This window comes from Capilliphycus salinus ALCB114379, assembly GCF_047276495.1.
Classification (GTDB): Bacteria; Cyanobacteriota; Cyanobacteriia; order Cyanobacteriales; family Microcoleaceae; genus Capilliphycus; species Capilliphycus salinus.
Genome location: NZ_CP178543.1, coordinates 5,436,745 through 5,457,733 on the forward strand (window position 1 = coordinate 5,436,745; position 20,989 = coordinate 5,457,733).

Annotated in this window: 18 protein-coding genes; 12 read left to right on the forward strand and 6 right to left on the reverse strand. The window is 44.3% G+C overall.

Annotation, left to right across the window (positions count from 1 at the left end; genetic code table 11):
- Positions 1-11: 11 nt before the first annotated feature.
- The 5 genes from ACL6C3_RS22005 to ACL6C3_RS22025 form a co-directional block, all read right to left on the reverse strand.
- A complete protein-coding gene (locus ACL6C3_RS22005) occupies positions 12-5,216 on the reverse strand; it encodes a Calx-beta domain-containing protein (RefSeq protein ID WP_413161180.1) in 5,205 nt (1,734 codons plus the stop codon).
- A 339-nt stretch (positions 5,217-5,555) separates the two neighbouring features.
- Positions 5,556-6,311 carry a metallophosphoesterase family protein gene (locus ACL6C3_RS22010; protein WP_413161181.1) on the reverse strand — a complete coding sequence of 252 codons (756 nt, stop codon included), beginning with the start codon at positions 6,309-6,311 and terminating at the stop codon, positions 5,556-5,558.
- A 42-nt stretch (positions 6,312-6,353) separates the two neighbouring features.
- Positions 6,354-7,103 (reverse strand): DUF1995 family protein, encoded by a 750-nt coding sequence (locus ACL6C3_RS22015; protein WP_413161182.1) that lies wholly within the window; start codon positions 7,101-7,103, stop codon positions 6,354-6,356.
- Positions 7,104-7,193: 90 nt separating this feature from the next.
- Positions 7,194-8,369 (reverse strand): cysteine desulfurase family protein, encoded by a 1,176-nt coding sequence (locus tag ACL6C3_RS22020; protein ID WP_413161183.1) that lies wholly within the window; start codon positions 8,367-8,369, stop codon positions 7,194-7,196.
- A gap of 112 nt (positions 8,370-8,481) precedes the next feature.
- Complete coding sequence (locus tag ACL6C3_RS22025; RefSeq protein ID WP_413161184.1) at positions 8,482-8,883, reverse strand: hypothetical protein; 402 nt, start codon at positions 8,881-8,883, stop codon at positions 8,482-8,484.
- A 405-nt stretch (positions 8,884-9,288) separates the two neighbouring features.
- Here ACL6C3_RS22025 and ACL6C3_RS22030 point away from each other — a divergent pair, with 405 nt between their 5' ends.
- From ACL6C3_RS22030 to ACL6C3_RS22040, 3 genes are all read left to right on the forward strand, one after another.
- Positions 9,289-10,947 (forward strand): DUF655 domain-containing protein, encoded by a 1,659-nt coding sequence (locus tag ACL6C3_RS22030; RefSeq protein ID WP_413161185.1) that lies wholly within the window; start codon positions 9,289-9,291, stop codon positions 10,945-10,947.
- Between the two features lie 62 nt (positions 10,948-11,009).
- Positions 11,010-11,666 carry a DUF1295 domain-containing protein gene (locus ACL6C3_RS22035; protein ID WP_413161186.1) on the forward strand — a complete coding sequence of 219 codons (657 nt, stop codon included), beginning with the start codon at positions 11,010-11,012 and terminating at the stop codon, positions 11,664-11,666.
- A gap of 102 nt (positions 11,667-11,768) precedes the next feature.
- Positions 11,769-12,356, forward strand: a complete 588-nt coding sequence (locus ACL6C3_RS22040) for a Uma2 family endonuclease (protein WP_413161187.1) — start codon at positions 11,769-11,771, stop codon at positions 12,354-12,356.
- Here the strand turns inward: ACL6C3_RS22040 and ACL6C3_RS22045 are convergent.
- Entirely contained in the window at positions 12,346-12,639 is a 294-nt protein-coding gene (locus ACL6C3_RS22045) for a UPF0175 family protein (protein ID WP_413161188.1), read from the reverse strand. The genes ACL6C3_RS22040 and ACL6C3_RS22045 overlap by 11 nt on opposite strands.
- Positions 12,640-12,770: 131 nt before the next feature.
- Between ACL6C3_RS22045 and proS the strand changes: the two genes are divergently transcribed.
- The 9 genes from proS to ACL6C3_RS22090 all read left to right on the forward strand — a co-directional run bounded on the left by proS (position 12,771) and on the right by ACL6C3_RS22090 (position 20,907).
- Complete coding sequence (gene proS, locus ACL6C3_RS22050) at positions 12,771-14,585, forward strand: proline--tRNA ligase (RefSeq protein WP_413161189.1); 1,815 nt, start codon at positions 12,771-12,773, stop codon at positions 14,583-14,585.
- Positions 14,586-14,868: 283 nt separating this feature from the next.
- Positions 14,869-15,318 carry an ATP synthase subunit I gene (locus ACL6C3_RS22055; protein ID WP_413161190.1) on the forward strand — a complete coding sequence of 150 codons (450 nt, stop codon included), beginning with the start codon at positions 14,869-14,871 and terminating at the stop codon, positions 15,316-15,318.
- A 56-nt stretch (positions 15,319-15,374) separates the two neighbouring features.
- Positions 15,375-16,130 carry a F0F1 ATP synthase subunit A gene (atpB, locus tag ACL6C3_RS22060; RefSeq protein ID WP_413161191.1) on the forward strand — a complete coding sequence of 252 codons (756 nt, stop codon included), beginning with the start codon at positions 15,375-15,377 and terminating at the stop codon, positions 16,128-16,130.
- Between the two features lie 127 nt (positions 16,131-16,257).
- The gene (gene atpE / locus ACL6C3_RS22065) at positions 16,258-16,503 is read left to right on the forward strand and encodes an ATP synthase F0 subunit C (RefSeq protein WP_009782610.1); all 246 of its coding nucleotides are present in this window, start codon (positions 16,258-16,260) and stop codon (positions 16,501-16,503) included.
- Positions 16,504-16,608: 105 nt separating this feature from the next.
- Positions 16,609-17,100, forward strand: a complete 492-nt coding sequence (locus ACL6C3_RS22070; RefSeq protein WP_413161193.1) for a F0F1 ATP synthase subunit B' — start codon at positions 16,609-16,611, stop codon at positions 17,098-17,100.
- 53 nt (positions 17,101-17,153) lie between these two features.
- Positions 17,154-17,675: a F0F1 ATP synthase subunit B gene (locus ACL6C3_RS22075; RefSeq protein WP_413161195.1), complete on the forward strand. Its 522-nt coding sequence runs from the start codon at positions 17,154-17,156 to the stop codon at positions 17,673-17,675.
- 8 nt (positions 17,676-17,683) lie between these two features.
- The gene (atpH, locus tag ACL6C3_RS22080) at positions 17,684-18,229 is read left to right on the forward strand and encodes an ATP synthase F1 subunit delta (RefSeq protein ID WP_413161197.1); all 546 of its coding nucleotides are present in this window, start codon (positions 17,684-17,686) and stop codon (positions 18,227-18,229) included.
- 121 nt (positions 18,230-18,350) lie between these two features.
- Entirely contained in the window at positions 18,351-19,868 is a 1,518-nt protein-coding gene (gene atpA, locus ACL6C3_RS22085; RefSeq protein WP_413161198.1) for a F0F1 ATP synthase subunit alpha, read from the forward strand.
- 88 nt (positions 19,869-19,956) lie between these two features.
- Positions 19,957-20,907 carry a F0F1 ATP synthase subunit gamma gene (locus ACL6C3_RS22090; protein WP_413161199.1) on the forward strand — a complete coding sequence of 317 codons (951 nt, stop codon included), beginning with the start codon at positions 19,957-19,959 and terminating at the stop codon, positions 20,905-20,907.
- Positions 20,908-20,989 lie beyond the last annotated feature (82 nt).

Below are 20,989 nucleotides of genomic sequence, written 5' to 3' on the forward strand. Positions count from 1 at the left end.
CAAACCCCCATTTATCCCAATACAATATCATCCAATGTCAACGTTTCATTATTAATTTTTGATAACTCGATCAATTCTTCGCCGGTTTGTGCTATAGTTATAATGAGAGAATGTGCGCGCCTATAGACCCCCAACTGTTCCCGGAGTAACCCCCCATCGAGAACGATCGCATCGGTTCCTATCTCAAAGTCAATCACCAGATCCAAACCGCGACCGGGAACAATAAAAAAGCGATCGCGTCCTTCTCCACCGGACAAGGTATCAAAGCCTTCCTCTCCTAGCAGCCAGTCATCCCCGGAACCTCCATCAAGGCGATCGTTTCCCGAACCTCCATCGAGGGTATCATCCCCGAGATCGCCAAAAATTTGATCATCTCCCGCATTTCCATCAAGCCAGTCATTTCCTCCACCGCCAAACAGGATATCATCATTTTCGTTACCCGAGATCGTATCCCGACCCTCATTTCCCCAGAGGGTATCCTGACCCTCGTTTCCCTCGATCCAGTCTTCTCCGAGGTTTCCCTGAATATAGTCATCATCGGTTCCCCCTTGGAGGGTATCTTGATGTTTTCCCCCGTAGAGGGTATCCTGACCCTCATCTCCCGACACATAGTCTGATCCGCTGTTTCCGTTTACCCAGTCATTACCGGAGTCAGCAAAAAGGCGATCGTTTCCCGAACCTCCATATAAACGATCTTCTCCATTTTTACCCCAAAGATCATCGTCTCCCCTGTCTCCAAACCCTTGATCGTTTCCGAAACCCATTTCGAGAGTATCGTTTCCCTCTCCACCGTGAAGGGTATCATCTCCTTCGTCTCCACTGAGGAAGTCGTTATTTTTATTGGCGATCGCAATATCGTTACCTTTACCCGCAAACAGGGTATCTTCCCCGAATAAGCCAAAAATTTGGTTATCTGCGGATGTTGCGATAATCCGATCCGAACCGTTTGTCGGAACTGCGATCGCAATATTATCTGATTGTACATCTAATTGTACATCTAAGGATCGTTTTGGCGCTCTAATTGCTGGAATGTAAGCAGTTAGATCGAACACATCCGATAAACGGGGAACTTCTAAAACTGGAGTGGGAGTTGGGAGTTGGGAGTTGGGAGTTGGGAGTTGGGAGTTGGGAGTTGGTTCAATAGTTTCTTCAACACTCGGAGTTGGAGTTGGTTCAATAGTCGGTTCAATAGTTGGTTCAATACCCGAAGTTGGAGTTGGAGTCGGAGTTTCTTCAATAGTTTCTTCAAAACCCGAAGTTGGAGTTGGAGTTGGAGTCGGAGTTGGAGTTGGTTCAATAGTTGGTTCAAAACCCGAAGTTGGAGTGGGAGTTGGAGTTTCTTCAATAGTCGGTTCAATAGTTGGTTCAATACCCGAAGTTGGAGTCGGAGTTGGAGTTGGAGTTATTTCAATAGTTGGTTCAATACCCGAAGTTGGAGTCGGAGTTGGAGTTATTTCAATAGTCGGTTCAAAACCCGAAGTTGGAGTTGGTTCAATAGTTGGTTCAATAGTCGGTTCAAAACTCGGAGTCGGAGTTATTTCAATAGTCGGTTCAATACCCGAAGTTGGAGTCGGAGTCGGAGTTGTTTCAATAGTTGGTTGAAAACCCGAAGTTGGAGTCGGAGTTGGAGTTATTTCAATAGTCGGTTCAATAGTTGGTTCAAAACTCGAAGTTGGAGTCGGAGTTGGTTCAATAGTCGGTTCAAAACCCGAAGTTGGAGTTGGAGTTGGAGTCGGAGTCGGTTGAGAAAGAACTGCGAGAGTAAAAGTATCAGAAACGAGACTATTATTTTTATCGATAGCAGTAACTTTTATTTGTAGTTCTCCGACATCTTCCCGACGAGGAACCCCAGTAAACAAACCCGTAGACTTATTAAAATTAAGCCAAACCGGAAGTGTAGAACCCTCCTCCAAAGTCGCATCAAAACTCAGAACATCATCCGGATCGACATCTTGGAAACTATTGGCGATATTCAGACTAAAATTATGATTTTCTTCGAGAGTCTGATCCGCGATCGCGTCTAAAAGTTCGGGAGGATCGTTAACCCCGTTAACCGTTATCGTTACCGTAGCGGGAGACGAAATATTATTGAAATTATCGGTAACAGTATAAGAGAGGTTATCGGTTCCCGAAAAGTTGGAGTTGGGTGTATAAACAATTTCTCCAGTCGTTGTCTTAACCCTCGCATTTCCAAACTTGGGAAGTTCGACTAACGTTATCGTTGCGGTTTGAATACTATCATTTTCTAAAATAGCAATATCGACAGACTCATCCTCTTCTGCGATCGCCGTATCATTCTTAACGACTATCATCTCATCCCCCAGAATATTAATAGTTGCTATCTCCGGTAAACCCAACGTTAGTTTTGAGTTGGGGTTCGGGTTGGTGAGTGCAAAATTAACCGTTTCATCTGCTTCTATCTCACGATCATCTATAATAGGAACCCCGATGGCTTTTTGGGTTTCTCCGGGATTAAAAATAAGCACCCCGCGAGTCGGAATATAGTCTATTTCTGCGGTTGCGGTTCCTCCAAACGTGGTATAGTCTATACTGACCGGAAAACTAACCGAACTATCGAGATTAACGATAATTTCAACGAGACCCTCGCTTTCATTAACAGTATAGTCAACCCGTTCTAAACTCACCGTTGCTTTTTGACGATCCGCGAGAATAAGTTCGGCTTCGCTAACGGTTCCCAAAGTCGCATTTGTGGAATTATCCAGTTTGAGGTTTACCGTTTCATCCGCTTCTATCTTCTCATCGTTTTGAACAAAAATTGTAAAACTTTGTTGGGTTTCTCCGGGTTTAAACGTTAAAGTTCCCGTTGTTTCGGTGTAGTCAGTTCCCGCTATCGCTGTTCCGTTGGAAGTCGAATAAATAACCGTAATAACTGAACTAGACGGGTTGGTGAGACTGACATCAATAGTCGCCATTTCCTCCGGTTCATCAACGGTATAACTCGCGGTTTCAAAATTAATGATAGGAAGCGGATCATCATTGGCGATCGCCAGACTTAGAGGAGAGTTATCAAAAGTCGTTGTTTCCTCCGAAGCGAGACGAACTTCGAGAGTTTCTTCGGGTTCAAAAGTATCATCTCCCAAAATATCTACCGTTAGGGTTTTAGTCGTTTCTCCGACCTCAAAGATAATGTTTCCGCTAGTATTTACAACCGTTTCCCCAAGGCGAATATTGTGATAATCTATATCAGGAGTAGCGGTTCCTCCGATATTGTAGTCGATCTGGGTGGGTTGACTAATATCCCCAGTTCGAGTAATCGTATAAGTAACCGTTTTGCTGTTACCATTCCCTTCTATTATTGTGTTACTCTCAACCGATAAACTGTAACTAATTTCATTATCCGCAATATCAACCTCAACATTCCCCACCCCAATATTATTGTAATTTCCATCATCGCTAGTCACCGTATGAGTTAGGGTTTGGTTGTGGTTTCCTTCAATAACATTATCATCTGTTGCGGTAACAGTAACCGTTTGGGGAATATTCCAGTTTGTCTCATTAAAAATAAAAGGAGAAACCGCTTCAACTTGGTTTCCCGTATCAACCGCAATAGTCACCGGTTGAGTCGGTTGGGTTGCGAGTTGGAGGGTGTAAGTCTTGTTTTCTCCTTCCTTTATATTAAGGTTAGTCGCAGTCACAATAACTTGAGGAGTATTATTATCAACCAGAGTCGCGGTTACAGTTTGAGTCGAAGTATCCGTCGCGTTAATAATGCTATCAATACCCACTTCTACCGTTTCGTTTCCTTCCGCGATCGCATCGGTAACACCGGTTAAAATAATACTGCTTTCAGTCTCTCCTGCTGGAATCAATATAGAGGTATTATTAATAGTGTAGTCTGTTCCTAAAGTTGCGGTTCCTGCGAAGTTCAAATAAACCGTTACATCTTGACTCGATACCGTATCCAAACTTGCGGTAAGAGTTGTTGTGTCTGCGGTTTCCGAAAATAAGTTATTATTCAAACTCAGACTAACCTCGGGAGGAGGATCAATATCGACAAGCGTCACCGTAGAAGTTGAAGTCTCCCCAACCGTCGCGTTAGTTGGAGTGTCTAAGGTTAACAGAATAGTTTCCTCAACTTCATCGAGGTTATCTTGACTCAAGTTCAGCGAAATAACCCCTTGAGAATTCCCCGCAGGAATTATAATCAAACTAGGATTAATATTATAGTCGCTATCTTTTGTCGCTGTTCCCCCGACTGAAAACGGAACCGCAACATCAACCCCCGCTACAGCAGAAAGTTCTGTTATTACTGTTATATCTTCCCCTTCTTCACCGCTAGAGTTGGCGGTTGTAAAATTAACCGTCGGCGCCGTATCGTTATCTATAATAGTACCCTCTCCGGTTGCTTTTTCTATCCCCGCGTGGGAGGGGTTGCTGAGAACTAAATTAAAGCTTTCGTTGGTTTCAAATAAACTATCTCCCGAAATACTAACGTTAACCGTTTTAGTCGTTTCTCCGGGTTCAAACGTCAGACTTCCGGTTTTAATAATATAGTCGTTTCCCTCGCTTGCGGTATCGTCTGCGGTGGTATAGTTAACCGTTACGGTTTTACTCGTCGGGTGAGAAAGACTGATAGTAAATGTCGCATCTAAACTTCCGCTATCGGTTTCTACAATATCAACATCGTTCACCGATAAATTAGGAATTGCCCCGAGAGAATTAGCCGATTTTGGTGTACCATATATAAGGTTATCATTAGCATCAATCCCGTTAATTGTTAGTCCGTCATTTGTACGCCAGTTGGTATCATCTCCGGGTAGAGTGGGATCGATCCGTTCCATTGTAAAACGAACTGAATTTTTGTTGTATCCCGCTACCCAACCCCCACCATCCCCATTAACAATATCAATAATAGTCCCATCTGGAGATTTTAACGTTAGCGTTTCTCCCTCATTATTTAACCCCCCGGTATAAATCAAGTCGGCCGTGATATTATTAATAGTAGTCTGGTCTGTTCGTTCGAGTAATAAATAACTTTTGGGTTCGATAATAACTCCATTCGGAATTGTTTTGTTAATAGGAACACCACCATTTCCCTGTAAAGTCCAACCGCTTAAATTAATGCTTGTTTCACCGGGGTTATAAAGTTCTATCCATTCATCATTAAAGCTATTCGGTGTTCCCATCCAAGCGATTTCATTGATGACAACGGTTAGAGGCGAATTTTGTTGGTTTAAAAGGGTGTTTTCAGGCATTTTTTTGTGGTATTTATTTATATAAATCTGGGCTTATGTTGATAATTATGATTGTTTGTATTGTTGTTTTTTATAATATTTTGATGAAAATTTAGTTAAAAAATATCAACAATATCAATATTGTTTGATGACTCTAATAAATTTTGTTTTAAATTCAGTCTCGAATCAGCAACAAAAAATCTTGATAATAATAAGGGCGAATTCGAGCAAAATCCGAGAGAAAAAACCCCTTTAAAGCTTGATTTATCATACCATCAAGCTTGTAAAAATTTCAAGTCAAAGTCTGAAATCAACTCAAATTGAAATAATAGGGGTTGTGTTATATTTTATTGAATAATTCTAAGGTCTAACATAGCGCAAACGGGCAAGAAAAGAGGGACGTTTAAGCAGAGTCACCGCTTCTTCTAAAGGCAAAATTCTGACTTTATTATTATATAAAACATTCACCTGATAAACCTGCTTATTGGTGATATCGAGTCCGGTCAACCAACCACTTTTAGCATGATAAACGCCGGTATCAATGCCCAACCATCCCTGTCCTTGAACCAAAGACCCCGGTTCTATCCCATCAAAAGTAAAAGTAATCGTATGACCAATAATAATCAATTTATTGTTAAAATAGGGTTTAGGAATCTTATGAAATTCTCGTCTGATCCAGCAAAATTGGGCTTCTGTTTGTTGAGAAAGGGGCAAATAGGGATTAACGCCGGCATGAACTAACCAGACATCTCCCAAGTCTAAAAAAACGGGAAGTGATCGCATCCACAGGAGATGGTCGCGGGGCATCATACCCGCTTCTTGATAACTGGCAATAGTTGAATGTCCGCCGCTGTAAAGCCAAGCCTGCCAAGCTTGAGTATTTTTTCCAACTTCCGGTAAAGCATTTAACATCAGTTGTTCGTGGTTTCCCATCAAACAGCGATAGGGACTATTTTTGACAAACTCGACAACCTGGGCGCTTTTCGGGCCGCGATCAACTAAATCTCCGAGAAAATAAACCCGATCCTCCTGTCCGGGATCAAGTTTTTCCAGGAGCGTCATCATACCATCATAATGCCCATGTACATCACCAATAATCAGGCGTCGGTTTGGCATTTTTTTCACCGGGGTTGCTCAAAAATCGATCGAGATCTAACCTTATCGACTAAGGGCGTTGAGAAAGCTTTGTAGTCCAGCCAGAAAGCCTTGTTTTTTCGGCTGTGGCTTTGAGGACTCGCCGGAGTCACCCTCACTCGGGCTGGTTCCTGCCAAAATTTGATCGAGTTCATCTCCGACAGGCTTAGTTTCTTGTTCGGCGATAATCTGGTATTGTCCGTCAATTTCTTGCCAAACTTGCCACAAAGAAGGATAACAGCGATAAAGTGCGGCATCTCCTTCTAGGGGGCGGAGATAATAGCAGGTGGAAATCCTATTAATAAACCGATCGCGCAAGGCGCGAGCAGCATAGCCTATTCCTATGATAGCAACATCTTCCAAGCGGGGATTGAGTAAAATCGTAACGCGATCGCAGGCCAACTGAGATAATTTTTCCACCTGTTCCACCTCAACCGGAGTTGCAGAAACCACCAAGAAACGGCCATCATCGTCTTGAAGACGGGTATCTATCGGCGATCGACTGCTTCCGAGATCGCTAATTCTAAACGGGACTTCTCCCCAGTCTCGACGGGCTAAAGCGGCGGCGCCCGCATCGGGAAAAAAGACTTTTAGAACAGTTTCGGGTTCTTCAATAGCGGGAATAAATTGTTGAGCAATGGTTTGGGCTTGCAGTTCAATTTCGGGAAAAACTAACTCGACTTGCAGCAGTTTGTAACCGTCATCGAGAGCGGCTTGGGTGGCTTGTTTTGCCTGTTCGACTGCTTCTTCTATGCTTTTCGGTAATTGCGTCATTTTCGTTCAAGGTTTGCCCAGAATCTTGTTATAAATTCAATTTCTTTCGGTATTGTATCGTAGGATGAGCATTGCCCATCCTAGTACAGTTTAAACCGTAACAACAACAGCTAACGGTTTGAGTCGCTGAAGAATTTGTTTCAACACCATCGCCGTCCAGTCAATATCCGCTTCGGTGGTATTCCGTCCCAAGGTTAAACGTATTCCGCCCAAAGCGGTTTTTTCGTCGTAACCCATCGCCAATAAAATCGGACTGGGACTCAGTTTACCACTATGACAAGCCGAACCCGCACTAATACCAATTCCGGCAAGATTCATTTGTCTGACTAGGGTTTTTCCGGTAACGGGTGATGAACTTTGATCGGTTTGCGGCTTTAAACAAAAACTGACATGATGGGGCAGTCGGTGAATGCGATCGCCTGTGGGAATTAACGCCGGCACATCGGCCATTAAATCAAATAAGCGATCGCGAAGTTGAATTAACCGGGGAGTTTCTGTTACCATTTCCTCTAAAGCGAGTTCTGCGGCGACTCCCAAGCCGGCAATCACCGGAACCGCTTGAGTTCCAGACCGCAACTTCATTTCTTGACCGCCCCCGCCTAAGAACGGTTCTAACTCAACTCCGGGTTTAACATAAAGGGCACCGCTTCCTTGAGGTCCATAAAATTTGTGACCGGACAGCGATAATAAATCAACAGGTAAACTCTGTACATCGATCGCTATTCGTCCGGCAACTTGTACCGCATCGGTATGAAATAATATCCCCTGAGAACGGGCTATTTTCCCCAACGCTTCGACGGGTTGCAAGCTGCCGATTTCACTTTGTCCGTAAATCACCGATACTAGAACGGTATTGGGTTGTATTGCCGCTTGCAAGTCCAACGGATGAACTCGCCCCAAACCATCCACCGGAAGACGGGTGACTTCCCATCCCCATTTTTCCAGCAATTTTGCAGGTTCAGCGATCGCCGAATGTTCCACACTGGAAATAATCAGATGTTGGGGGGTAGAATAACATCGAGCCACGCCCATGATTGCCATATTATTGGCTTCAGTCCCCCCCGAGGTAAAAATAATCGATTCTGGAGGGGCGTTGATCAAATGCGCGACTTGGCTTCTAGAACGTTCTAACACCGTCGCCGCCCTTTGACCCCATTCGTGTAAACTCGAAGGGTTCCCCCATTGTTGCGTGAGAACCGCTTGCATGGCCGCGATCGCTTCTGTACGGGTGGGGGTGGTTGCGCTATAGTCTAAATAGATTTGCATGGGTTTGTTGGCTGGTTTAGCGTCTTGATAAATTTAGCCCGATCCAAGCTTCAAAATTCGGGAAGTTCTCGGGAACTGTGAAGCCTGTTGATTCGTCTACAATTGGGTTGGCTCAGTCTCCTGGCTTGCAAACGTTGTAGTCTTCGTGAGATAGGATTTTTTGCGGGACAACAAAATTACCGCTATCTTGGCAGAGCATACGATAGTTGCGAGTCACTGGAATACTTATGATAAAGCGATTATGTCGCAGTCGCTTCCCTCCAAAGTCACGATAAGTTTTCTGATCGCTGAGTCCGGCAAGAATAGCCCGTGCTTTAATGACCACATAATCGGGTAAACCTCTGAGATCGATAATATCTTGCTCAAAGGATGCTTCCCATTCTTGCTTTCTATTTCGTTTCTCTGCTAGCTGTCGGTCTTCAAGTTTTTCTACCATCTCTTCTTGTTTGCAGCGATGGCAGACTTTTCCATATCCTTTGTGGCCACACGGAAATGTTCTCTTTCTTCTAGGCATAACACTAATGTGAGGGTTCTGACCCAGGTCGTGCGAACAAAATATGAGGTCCCACTGTCCTTGTCCAAAACAAGGTTGCGGGGGGTTATGCAAAAAATGATTCTGCACAAATTGAAATTAAGCTCTATTTAATAGATTACCTGCCTTCAGCGATATCCCCCAAGCGGATATCTCTAGAAAATTCCTCGGGTTGGACGGAATGTTAAAAGTTTAGGAGATAAAGGGGTTTGGGGAGATTTTGCAAATATTAAGATTGTCAAACTTAACCTCACCCATCCCACCCCGATTTTCTCACCAAGATGGAACAGAATAAATCTTCCTCAGAGAATTTTTACATTCTCTCCTCAGACCGTTGACGGCTGACTAAAATAATTATTATCCATCTTCGCTTACCCTATTTTTACCGTGCATTTATTCAAAAAAAATCGATTAATTCTCGGTTTGGCGGTTTTATTCGCTTTGCTGTTGGGCGGACGTTTTTTGCTGGAGAAAAAACCCTCTCAGTCTACTCTCAAACCGCCTCTAGAAACTTTACCCCAAGATGGGTTAATTCAAGCTTACTTTAATCAGTCTCAAGCTTCTGTTTATACCGAACCCTACCGCCAACAAACTCGCTTCGGAGATGACCTCGAACAAATTATCATAGATACCATTAAAACGGCAAATTCTAGCGTTGATGTGGCGGTTCAAGAATTGCGTTTACCGAAAATTGCCGAAGTTCTGGTTAACCGACATCAAGCCGGGGTTAAAGTTAGAATTATTCTCGAAAATAGTTACAGTCGTCCTTGGAGTTTTTTAAGCGAAAATGAAGTGAATCAACTCTCCGAAACTGAACGCGATCGCTATTTGGAAGCGGTGCAATTAATTGATATTAATCAGGATGGAAATCTCTCAACCGATGAAATCAATCAACGGGATGCTTTAGTTATCCTGAATAACGCCAAAGTTTCTCTAATTGATGATACCGCAGATGGTTCAAAAGGTAGCGGGTTAATGCACCATAAATTTGTGATTGTTGACGGGAAAACGGTAATTGTGACTTCGGCTAATTTTACCCTCAGCGGAACTCACGGCGACTTGGATGAACCGGAAAGTCGGGGAAATGCCAATAACTTATTAAAAATAGAAAGTTCACAACTCGCCCGTTTATTCACTCAAGAATTTAATTTGATGTGGGGAGACGGTCCCGGAGGCGAACCGGATAGTCAATTTGGGACGAAAAAACCTTATCGAAGGGTGGAAAATGTTACCGTTGGAAATACACCCGTTTTCGTTCAATTTGCACCGACTCCCCGCAGTCAAACCTGGGAAAATAGCGTTAATGGTTTGATTGCCAAAACGTTAACTGAAAGTAAACAATCAATCGATTTTGCGTTGTTTGTTTTTTCCGATCAAAGGTTAGTTGATGTGATGGAAACAACCCTTCAACGTCCGATAACATTGCGGGGAATGATCGATCCGGGTTTTGCTTATCGAAATTATAGCGAAATGTTGGATATGATGGGAGTTGCTGCGGTAAGTAACTGCAAATATGAAGACGAAAACCGTCCCTGGAAACAGCCGATTTCTACCGTTGGTGTTCCCAATTTATCCCCCGGTGATAAGTTACATCATAAGTTTGGAATTGTTGATAATGAAGTTGTTATTACAGGTTCTCAAAACTGGACGGAAGCCGCCAATACGAACAACGACGAAACCTTAATTGTGATTAAAAATCCCACCGTCGCCGCCCATTTTAACCGGGAATTTAACCGACTTTACGACACCGCAACGTTAGGACTTCCTGCGGGAATTTTAGCTAAATTTCAACGGGATATAGAAGCTTGTCAGGGAAACATTGAAACCGTTTCAAAACCTCCCCGTTGGAGTTTGGGATACAAAGTTAACTTAAATACTGCTACTTTAGAAGAATTAGAAACCTTACCCGGAGTCGGTCCTAAATTAGCCCAACGCATCATTCAAACCCGCCAACAACAACCGTTTACCTCTTTAGAAGACTTGCAACGGGTGTCGGGAATAGGTCCGAAAATGACCGAAAATTTGCGGGATAAGGTAACATGGTAGTGTTCGGCGCATAGTTTTGAAATTGGGTTTAAATTATCAGTTGACGTTGATTAACTAAAATCATGGAAAATACCGCAAATCAACAATTTAAAATTACTCAAATGACGGCGATTAATGTCGCCAAAACCGTAACAATTTTCTTTTTAATTGGATGTGCTATCCTGTTAGGTATTCGGGATATGCGTCAGGTGATTTATCTGTGTTTGCACATTGGTTACTGTGTTTGGTGGTTGGTTGAACAATGGTTTTATCCCAAGCGGCGAGAGGTATTGTTTAGTGAACCTGTGGGAGTTGGCGGGTTTACTTTCTCGCTGTTATTTATTGGGTTTATTTACGCCCTTCCCGGTTATTTAGCCTTTGTTAATCCCGAACCGATTTCATATTTAACCGTTGGAATTGCTTTACCTCTGTTCTTTTTTGGCAGTTTAATTAATGCCAGTGCGGACGTACAAAAATTAACCGCAAAAGAATTCGGTGCGGGTTTGGTTCAAGATAATATTTGGAGAATTTCTCGCAATATTAACTACTTCGGAGATTTGATGAGATATTTCAGTTTTGCTATGGTTGCGGGTTCACTCTGGGCTTATATTGTACCGGGGTTGGTAACGGCGCTTTATCTGCAAAGAATGAATCAAAAAGACCTCAGCATGAGTGAAAAATATCCCGAATATCAAGAATATAAACTCAAAACTCGGCGACTAATTCCATTTATCTGGTAAGTTTGATTTTCAGTTAAACTTGAACGGGTGAGGAGAAAAATTTATACAATCCTTATCCGTTTTTTGTTATAATTAAACTCATTACCGAGTCTGTTGAAAGTTATGGCGATCGCAACTCCCAAACGTTTTACAATAGAAGAATATCACCGCTTAACTGAATTGGGTTTTTTTACCGAAGATGATCGGGTCGAACTTATTGGCGGAGAATTTTTTGATATGGGGGCGAAAGGAACACCTCACTCCGTTTGTGAGACTCGTTTAGAACGGGAATTATACAAATTAATTGGAGACAAAGCAACTCTCAGAGGACAACAACCGATTATTTTATCTTCCAATAGCGAACCGGAACCGGATCGAGTTATTGTTGTTAACCGGGAAGATGATTATTTAAGTTCTCATCCGACGCCCGAGGATATTTTACTTTTAATTGAGATATCAGACTCGTCTTTAGAGTACGATCAAGAAATCAAATTAATGGCTTATGCTGAAAATCATATCAAAGAGTATTGGATTTTTAACTTAATTGATTATCAACTGGAATGTTACAGCGAACCTTACCAAAAATTAGATCGAACCTTCGGTTATCGAAGAAAATTAATCGTTTTACCGGATGAAACGGTTATTTTACCTTGTTTTCCCGAATTATCTTTAGAGTTATCAAAAGTATTTCCGCCTCAGTTTAAATCGTAGAGTAAAGCAAATTAATCACTTCAGATACTTCCTCTTGCAAATCCTCAACTGTCATGGTTTCGTCAAAAGGACTAATTTTATATTCACGCATTATATTAGATAATTGTCCGCGATCAATTTTTAACATTTCTGCGGCACGTCCCGCACTAATTTCAGCATGGCGTAATAAATCCATAACAAAGGCTTCTTTTGCTTTTTCTTGGGCGGCGAGAAATCGTTCTTCAGTGATGAATTCGGGAATCTCTGTAATGGTAAAAGTTACTTCGCGTTTCCGAAATGACATTTTTTGACCTCAGAATACTCAAATTTTAACTTCTTTTATATAATAATATAATACATTTTAAACTCGATAGGCGATTAACTTACCATAATCTGAGATAATAGTAAATTGCTCTCTACAGGAAATTAGAAACGATGCGACTCTCGAAAATGTTATTTGTTACGTTACGCGAAGATCCGGCAGAAGCAGAAATACCCAGTCATAAACTCTTGGTTCGTGCGGGTTATATCCGTCGCATCGGAAGCGGAATATACGCCTATCTTCCGTTGATGTGGCGGGTGTTGCAAAAAGTTTCGCAAATAGTCCGCGAAGAAATGAACGCCACCGGCGCCGAAGAATGTTTGCTTCCCCAAGTTCAACCGGCGGAGTTGTGGCAAGAGTCGGGTCGGTGGGATACTTATACCAAAGCCGAAGGGATTATGTTTGCTTTGCGCGATCGCCGCAACCGAGATCTGGCTTTGGGACCGACTCACGAAGAAGTGATCACCACCATTGCCAAAGAAATGATCCGTTCCTATCAACAACTTCCCCTACATTTATACCAAATTCAAACCAAATTCCGGGATGAAATTAGACCCCGTTTCGGGTTGATGCGGGGACGAGAATTTATTATGAAAGATGGCTATTCGTTCCATACCGATGAAGAGAGTTTGAAAGAAACTTACAAGGATATGGATCGGGCATACCGTAATATTTTACGGCGTTCTGGGCTGGCTTTTCGCGCCGTAGAAGCGGATTCTGGCGCTATTGGCGGTTCGGGTTCTCAGGAGTTTATGGTGTTGGCTGAAGCGGGAGAAGATGAAGTTCTCTACACCGAAGATGGCAAATATGCGGCGAATGTTGAAAAGGCGGTTTCTTTGCCTGCCGACGCCGAACCTTCGACTTTTAAAGCCTACGAAAAACGAGAAACGCCGAATACAGCAACGATAGAAACGGTTTGTAATTTCCTCAAATGTTCGCCGACGCAAATTGTCAAAAATGTTCTTTATCAGGCAATTTTTGATAATGGAATGACGGTGTTGGTGTTGGTGAATATTCGGGGCGATCAGGATGTTAATGATGTTAAATTGCAAAATGAGTTAACAAAATTGGCGGGGGAATATAAAGCAAATACGGTGCTTTCGTTAACGGTTCCCGATGAGGAAGCGCAGCAAAAATGGGCGGCGAAACCGTTGCCTTTGGGTTATATTGCGCCGGATTTATCGGATGATTATATCGCGGGAAGTAAAGAAGTTTCTTCTAAGTTTTTGCGGATGGTTGATCAAACGGCTGTGGACTTGGAGAATTTTGTGACGGGGGCGAATGAGTCGGGTTATCACGTGGTCGGGGCGAACTGGAAAAAAGAGTTTGAATTGCCTAAAATTGTGGTGGATGTGAGAACGGCTGCATCGGGCGATCGCGCGGTTCACGACCCGAAACAAGTGTTAGAAACGGCCAGAGGAATTGAAGTCGGTCATATTTTTCAGTTGGGAACAAAATATTCTCAAAAAATGGGGGCGACTTATACCAATGAAAAAGGGGAAGAAATGCCGTTGGTGATGGGATGTTATGGGGTGGGCGTGTCGCGGTTGGCACAGTCTGCGGTTGAACAATCTTATGATAAAGATGGGATAGTTTGGCCGGTGGCGATCGCCCCTTATCATGCAATTGTTACGATTCCTAACATTAACGACACTCAGCAGGTGGAAACGGCAGAAAACTTGTATACTCAGCTAAATAAAGCTGGAATTGAAACGTTACTCGACGATCGCAACGAACGGGCGGGAGTGAAGTTCAAAGACGCGGATTTGATCGGAATTCCTTATCGGATTGTCACCGGGCGATCGCTAAAATCCGGCAAAGTGGAGATTGTCGAACGGGCGACCCACAACTCCGAGGAAGTCGCAGTCGAAGATGTGGTCTCCTACCTGCAAAAGTCCATCGCCGCAGCCACAGACAGTGAACAGTGAACAGGAGTCACCGAGTCACCCTCCGGGAACGTCCGTTGCTCCTTGATGGAAACCACCAAGTCCGCACTGCCTCACCGAGTCACCGAGTCACCGAGTCACCGAGTTCAGGAAAAAACTCTTGCCTATTGCCTCTTGCCTATCCCCTGTTTCCTGTTCCCCGTTCCCCGTTCCCCGTTCCCTCTTGACTGGTGACTGTAAATTCCCTATTGCTATTTTTGTTACCGATACGTGGTATTATCGGTGTTGGCTTGCAGAGCGCGGCCAATAACCCAAGTTTGAGTTTGTGAGTTTTGTTACCTTGTCTAACTCCAGAGTAGAAACCACACCCCCGGTAGAGAACAATTCCGACTCAGGCGTGCTTAGTCCTGAACCGGACGCCTCCATGCAGGAGTATTATCAACTCCAGATGGACTTGTTAATCCTGACGGTTATATTGACCGGCGTGATTTTTGTGACGGTCTGCTTTTTTTATCCGCTCAAGATTGCTCTAAATTATTTATTAGGAGCGGTTGGAAGTGTGGTTTACTTAAGAATGTTAGCAAAAGACGTTGAGAAACTGGGTAGACAGCAACAACGTCTGAGCAAAGCTCGGCTAGCTATATTTATTGGGTTGATTGTAGTTGCAACTCAATGGAATAGCTTGTCAATTCTACCCATATTTTTGGGATTTCTGACGTACAAAGCTGCGCTCATTCTGTATGTGCTGAAATCAGTACTGATGCCTGAGAGCTAATGAGTTGAAGGCAAAGCCAGACTTGGGTTCTGTATATGTTCGGGGAAGCCTTTTGAATGCAAATGCTTGAATTTTTCAACGCTATTAACTGTTTTCCCCTCGCCAGTTTGGAAGTGGGCCAGCACTTCTACTGGGAACTGGGCAATTTCAAGGTTCACGGACAAATATTCCTGACCTCTTGGTTTGTCATAGCCGTGCTGATGTTGGCTGCTATTTTAGCATCAACCAACGTTCAGCGTGTTCCCAGTGGAATGCAGAATTTCATGGAATATGTCCTGGAATTTGTTCGCAACCTGGCTAAAGACCAAATCGGGGAAAAAGAATATCGCCCCTGGGTACCGTTTGTTGGTACATTATTTTTGTTCATCTTTGTGTCGAACTGGTCAGGTGCGTTAGTTCCCTGGAAGCTGATTGAGCTACCAGCCGGAGAATTAGCGGCTCCGACGAGCGACATCAACACAACGGTAGCCCTAGCCCTGCTAACGTCGGTGGCGTATTTCTACGCAGGTATGAGTAAAAAAGGCGTGGTCGGTTATTTTGCTGATTATGCCAAACCCGTACCCTTTCTCGCCCCTTTCCGGGTGATCGAAGATTTCACCAAGCCTCTTTCTCTGAGCTTCCGTCTGTTCGGTAACGTGTTGGCGGATGAATTAGTTGTAGCGGTGTTGGTCTTTCTGGTACCTCTATTTATTCCATTGCCGTTGATGATCCTGGGTTTGTTCCTGGGTTCGATTCAGGCGCTCATTTTTGCCACTCTAGCAGCGAACTATATTGGGGAAGCTCTAGAAGGGCATGGTGAAGAACATCACTAACTAAAGCGAAACTAAGAGTATAACTCGGAATTCTTAGCCAGTAGAAATACTGCTGGTCAAAGAAAATAGTGTTCGCCAATGTATTCTCTTGAACTGTCAATTTCGTTGTTTAGATAAGGAAATCATTATGGACCCGTTAATCGCTGCTGCTTCCGTGATTGCTGCTGCTCTAGCTGTAGGTTTAGGTGCAATTGGCCCGGGTATTGGTCAAGGAAATGCGGCAGGTCAAGCTGTAGAAGGGATTGCTCGTCAACCCGAAGCCGAAGGAAAAATTCGCGGAACATTGCTGTTGAGCTTGGCATTTATGGAAGCTCTGACCATTTATGGTCTGGTTGTTTCTCTAGTGTTGCTTTTTGCTAACCCCTTCGCGTAAAAAGTTAGGAGTTTAGGTTTTAGAGAGGCGGGATATTCTTCACCCGAAAATCTGAAATCTAAACTCTCAAACCAGACAGCATGGGAACCCTAGACACAAAAACAAATGATGCACTGGACGACGACGATTTTATTCGCGGTTGAAGAAACAGCCAAAGAGGGGGGACTCTTTGATCTCGATGCGACCTTGCCTCTGATGGCAGTACAATTTTTGCTCCTGGCAGTCATTTTAAACGCGATTTTTTACAAGCCACTCGGAAAAGCAATTGATGAGCGTGCCGAGTATATTCGAGAAAATAGACTGCAAGCTCAAGAGCGATTAGCCAAAGCCGAAAAGTTAGCTCAACAATACGAGCAAGAACTGGCAGAAACCCGCAAGCAAGCTCAAAACGTGATTGCCGAAGCTCAAGCCGAAGCAAGAAAAATCGCATCGGATAAAATGGCTGAGGCTCTACAAGAAGCCCAAAAGCGAAGAGAGCAAGCTGCTCAGGAAATAGAGACCGAAAAGCAACAAGCTTTACAAACTTTAGAGCAACAGGTTGAACCCCTCAGTCGGCAAATTCTAGAAAAGCTATTAGGACCTGAATTGGTGAGATAATCGTCAATTTTTTTGGGTCAAACTGTTAGCAGCGCAGTTATGAGAAGAACATCATGGAGACGGTAGTATTACTCGCGACCGAGGCAGCCTCTGAAGGCGGTTTTGGCTTAAACTTCGATATTTTAGAGACCAATCTAATTAACCTTGCCATTTTGATTGGAGTTCTAATCTTTTTTGGACGGGGTTTTTTAGGGAAAATCTTGAGCGAAAGACGAGCCAATATCGAGCAAGCAATAGCTGATGCAGAGCAACGTCAAAAGCAAGCGGCTCAGGCGCTCGCCGAGCAACAGCAAAAGTTGACTCAAGCCCAAGCCGAAGCAGAACGAATTCGAGCCGAAGCTCAAGAACGAGCCAAAGCCGTGAAAGCTCAGATCGAAGCTCAGGCGATACAAGATCTAGAACGCATGAAAGCGGCCGCCAGTCAAGAAATGGATGCAGAACGAGAACGGGCGATCGCGGCTTTACGCGCCCAAGCCGTAGCAATGGCTTTACAGCGCTCGGAAGCCCGAATGAAAGAACAACTGGATCATTCTGCTCAAGAACAACTAATCGACCGCAGTTTGGCGTTATTGTGAGGTAGTTAATGAGCGCAATTGTTGGAGAAATTGTTGAGCCTTACGCACAGGCTCTGATGTCAGTCGCCAAGTCGAATAACCTCACCAACGAAATCGGAGATAATATCCGGGCTTTGTTGGAGTTGCTGGAAAATTCGCCAGATTTAAAACAGTTTTTGGCAAATCCTGTAATTAAACGGGATGACAAAAAAGCGGTAATCGGACAAGTTTTTCGCGAGGAAATGAACCCCTTTGTGCGAAACTTTGTCATGCTTTTAATTGATCGAGGACGGATTCTGTTTCTCGAACCGATCGGACAGCAGTATTTGGCTTTATTGCGTCAACTCAATAAAACGGTGTTGGCTGAAGTGACCTCAACCGTTGAGTTAAATGACGGTCAAAGACACAGCCTGTCTGAGAAAGTCAAAGGGATGACCGGCGCCGAAAACGTAGAAATCAGCACCAAAATCGACCCCGAATTGATCGGCGGTGTGATTATCAAAGTTGGTTCTCAGGTGATTGATGCCAGTCTGCGCGGTCAATTGCGTCGGATTGGAATTCGCCTGAACGCTTAACACAGTCACCAGTCACCAGTCACCAGTCACCAGTGAAGAGTGAACACTGATAACTGCAAAACTGATAACTGTGATTGCCAATCAACAACAGAAATCTTGCAGATCTAACGACTAGAGAACTATGGTATCAATCAGACCCGACGAAATTAGCAGCATCATTCAACAGCAGATTCAACAGTACGACCAAGATGTAAAAGTCTCCAACGTCGGAACAGTTCTGCAAGTAGGGGATGGTATTGCTCGCATCTATGGCTTGGATAAAGTCATGGCTTCCGAACTGCTAGAGTTCCAAGATGGTACAATCGGTATCGCCCTGAACCTCGAAGAAGATAACGTGGGTGCGGTATTGATGGGAGAAGGCCGTGGAATTGAAGAAGGGTCTTCTGTTACGGCGACCGGCAGAATTGCTCAAATTCCCGTTGGTGATGCAATGCTGGGCCGAATTGTAGACGCTTTGGCTCGTCCCATCGATGGCAAAGGCGACATCCAAACTACCGAAAGCCGTCTGCTGGAATCCCCCGCCCCCGGTATTGTTGACCGTCGCTCCGTGTGCGAACCGATGCAAACCGGAATTACCGCCATTGATTCGATGATTCCCATCGGTAGAGGTCAGCGGGAACTGATTATTGGCGACCGACAAACGGGTAAAACCGCGATCGCCATCGACACGATTATTAACCAAAAAGGCGAAGACGTGATCTGCGTCTACGTGGCGATCGGTCAAAAAGCTTCTACCGTTGCTCAGGTCGCCGGAACCCTGGCAGATAAAGGCGCGATGGACTACACCGTGATTGTCGCCGCCAACGCCAGCGACCCCGCCACCCTGCAATACTTGGCACCCTACGCCGGAGCCGCGATCGCCGAATACTTCATGTACAAGGGTAAGGCGACCCTGGTTATTTACGATGACTTGTCTAAGCAAGCCCAAGCCTACCGTCAAATGTCGCTGCTGCTGCGTCGTCCTCCCGGTCGGGAAGCGTATCCCGGAGATGTATTCTACCTCCACTCCCGTCTGTTAGAACGGGCGGCGAAATTAAACGACGAACTCGGTGGCGGAAGTATGACAGCCCTGCCGATCATTGAAACCCAAGCGGGTGACGTTTCGGCTTACATCCCCACGAACGTAATTTCGATTACCGACGGTCAGATCTTCTTATCGGCCGACTTGTTTAACTCCGGTTTGCGTCCGGCGGTGAATGCGGGGATTTCGGTATCCCGTGTGGGTTCTGCCGCTCAAACCAAAGCAATTAAAAAGGTTGCGGGTAAAGTTAAGCTAGAGTTGGCTCAGTTTGCTGAGTTGGCGGCATTTTCTCAGTTTGCTTCTGACTTGGATGAATCCACCCGGAAACAGTTGGCTCGCGGTCAACGCTTGCGGGAACTCCTCAAACAGCCCCAAAACTCGCCTCTGCAATTGTTTGAACAGGTGGCAATTATTTACACCGGTATTAACGGTTATCTTGATGATATTCCCGTTGACAAAGTGGTTCCTTTTGCGGCTGGACTGCGGGATTACCTGAAGAATAGCAAGCCCAAGTATGGCGAAATCATCCAGGGCGAAAAAGTCTTAACAGACGAAGCAGAAAATCTCCTCAAAGAAGGTATTAGCGAATTTAAGCAAACCTTCCTCGTTTCTGCCTAGTTAGGTAGTGTGACCAGTGAGAAATCGGGCGTTTAGCTGTGATTAAATCTCATTGGTCACTGTTAACAAGTAACTGATCACTGACCCTATGTCAAACTTAAAAGCGATTCGCGATCGTATTGCTTCAGTCAAAAATACAAAAAAAATTACCGAGGCAATGCGTTTAGTTGCCTCTGCTAAAGTTCGTCGCGCTCAAGAACAAGTTTTAGCAACCCGTCCTTTTGCTGATAGATTAGCTGGCATTTTATATGCTTTGCAATCCCGTCTACAATTTGAGAATATTGATTCTCCTCTTTTAGAGCAACGGGAAGTTAAAAAAGTGGGATTGCTGGTCATTTCCGGTAATCGTGGCTTGTGCGGCACCTACAACAGCAATATTATCAAACGCGCCGAAACTCGCGCCAAAGAACTAACCGCCGAAGGGATTGATTATACTTTTATCCTGGTTGGACGGAAAGCGATTCAGTATTTTCAACGCCGGGATGTACCCATTCAAAGAACGGCTGAAAACCCGGAAAAAACCCCTCCCGGCGATAAAGTTGCTGAGGCGGCCGACGAAGTTCTTTCCTTATTTTTATCGGGAGAAGTTGATCGGGTAGAATTAATTTACACGAAATTTGTTTCGCTGATTAGTTCAAAACCGGTTGTTCAAACCCTGCTTCCTCTCAATCTTCAAGGGTTGGAAGTTCGAGATGATGAAGTCTTCCGACTGACCACAAGCGGCGGTCAACTGGATGTCACTCGGGAAAAAGTAGCGGTCACGCCGACAATTATACCCCGTGATATGATTTTTGAACAAGATCCGGTGCAAATTCTGGATGCTTTGTTACCGCTTTATTTAACCAACCAACTGTTACGGGCGTGGCAAGAATCAACTGCTAGCGAGTTGGCCGCCCGGATGACGGCGATGAGTAACGCCAGTGAGAATGCTGGAGAGTTGATGAAAAGCTTGACGTTATCTTACAACAAAGCTCGACAAGCTGCAATTACTCAGGAACTCTTAGAAGTTGTTGGTGGTGCCGAAGCACTCAGCGGTTAAACGACATCTACCAACAATTTGCGATACACCATCGGGGTTGTGATTTTCACAGCCCTTTTTTTATTGAATTACCCGCCTCTAG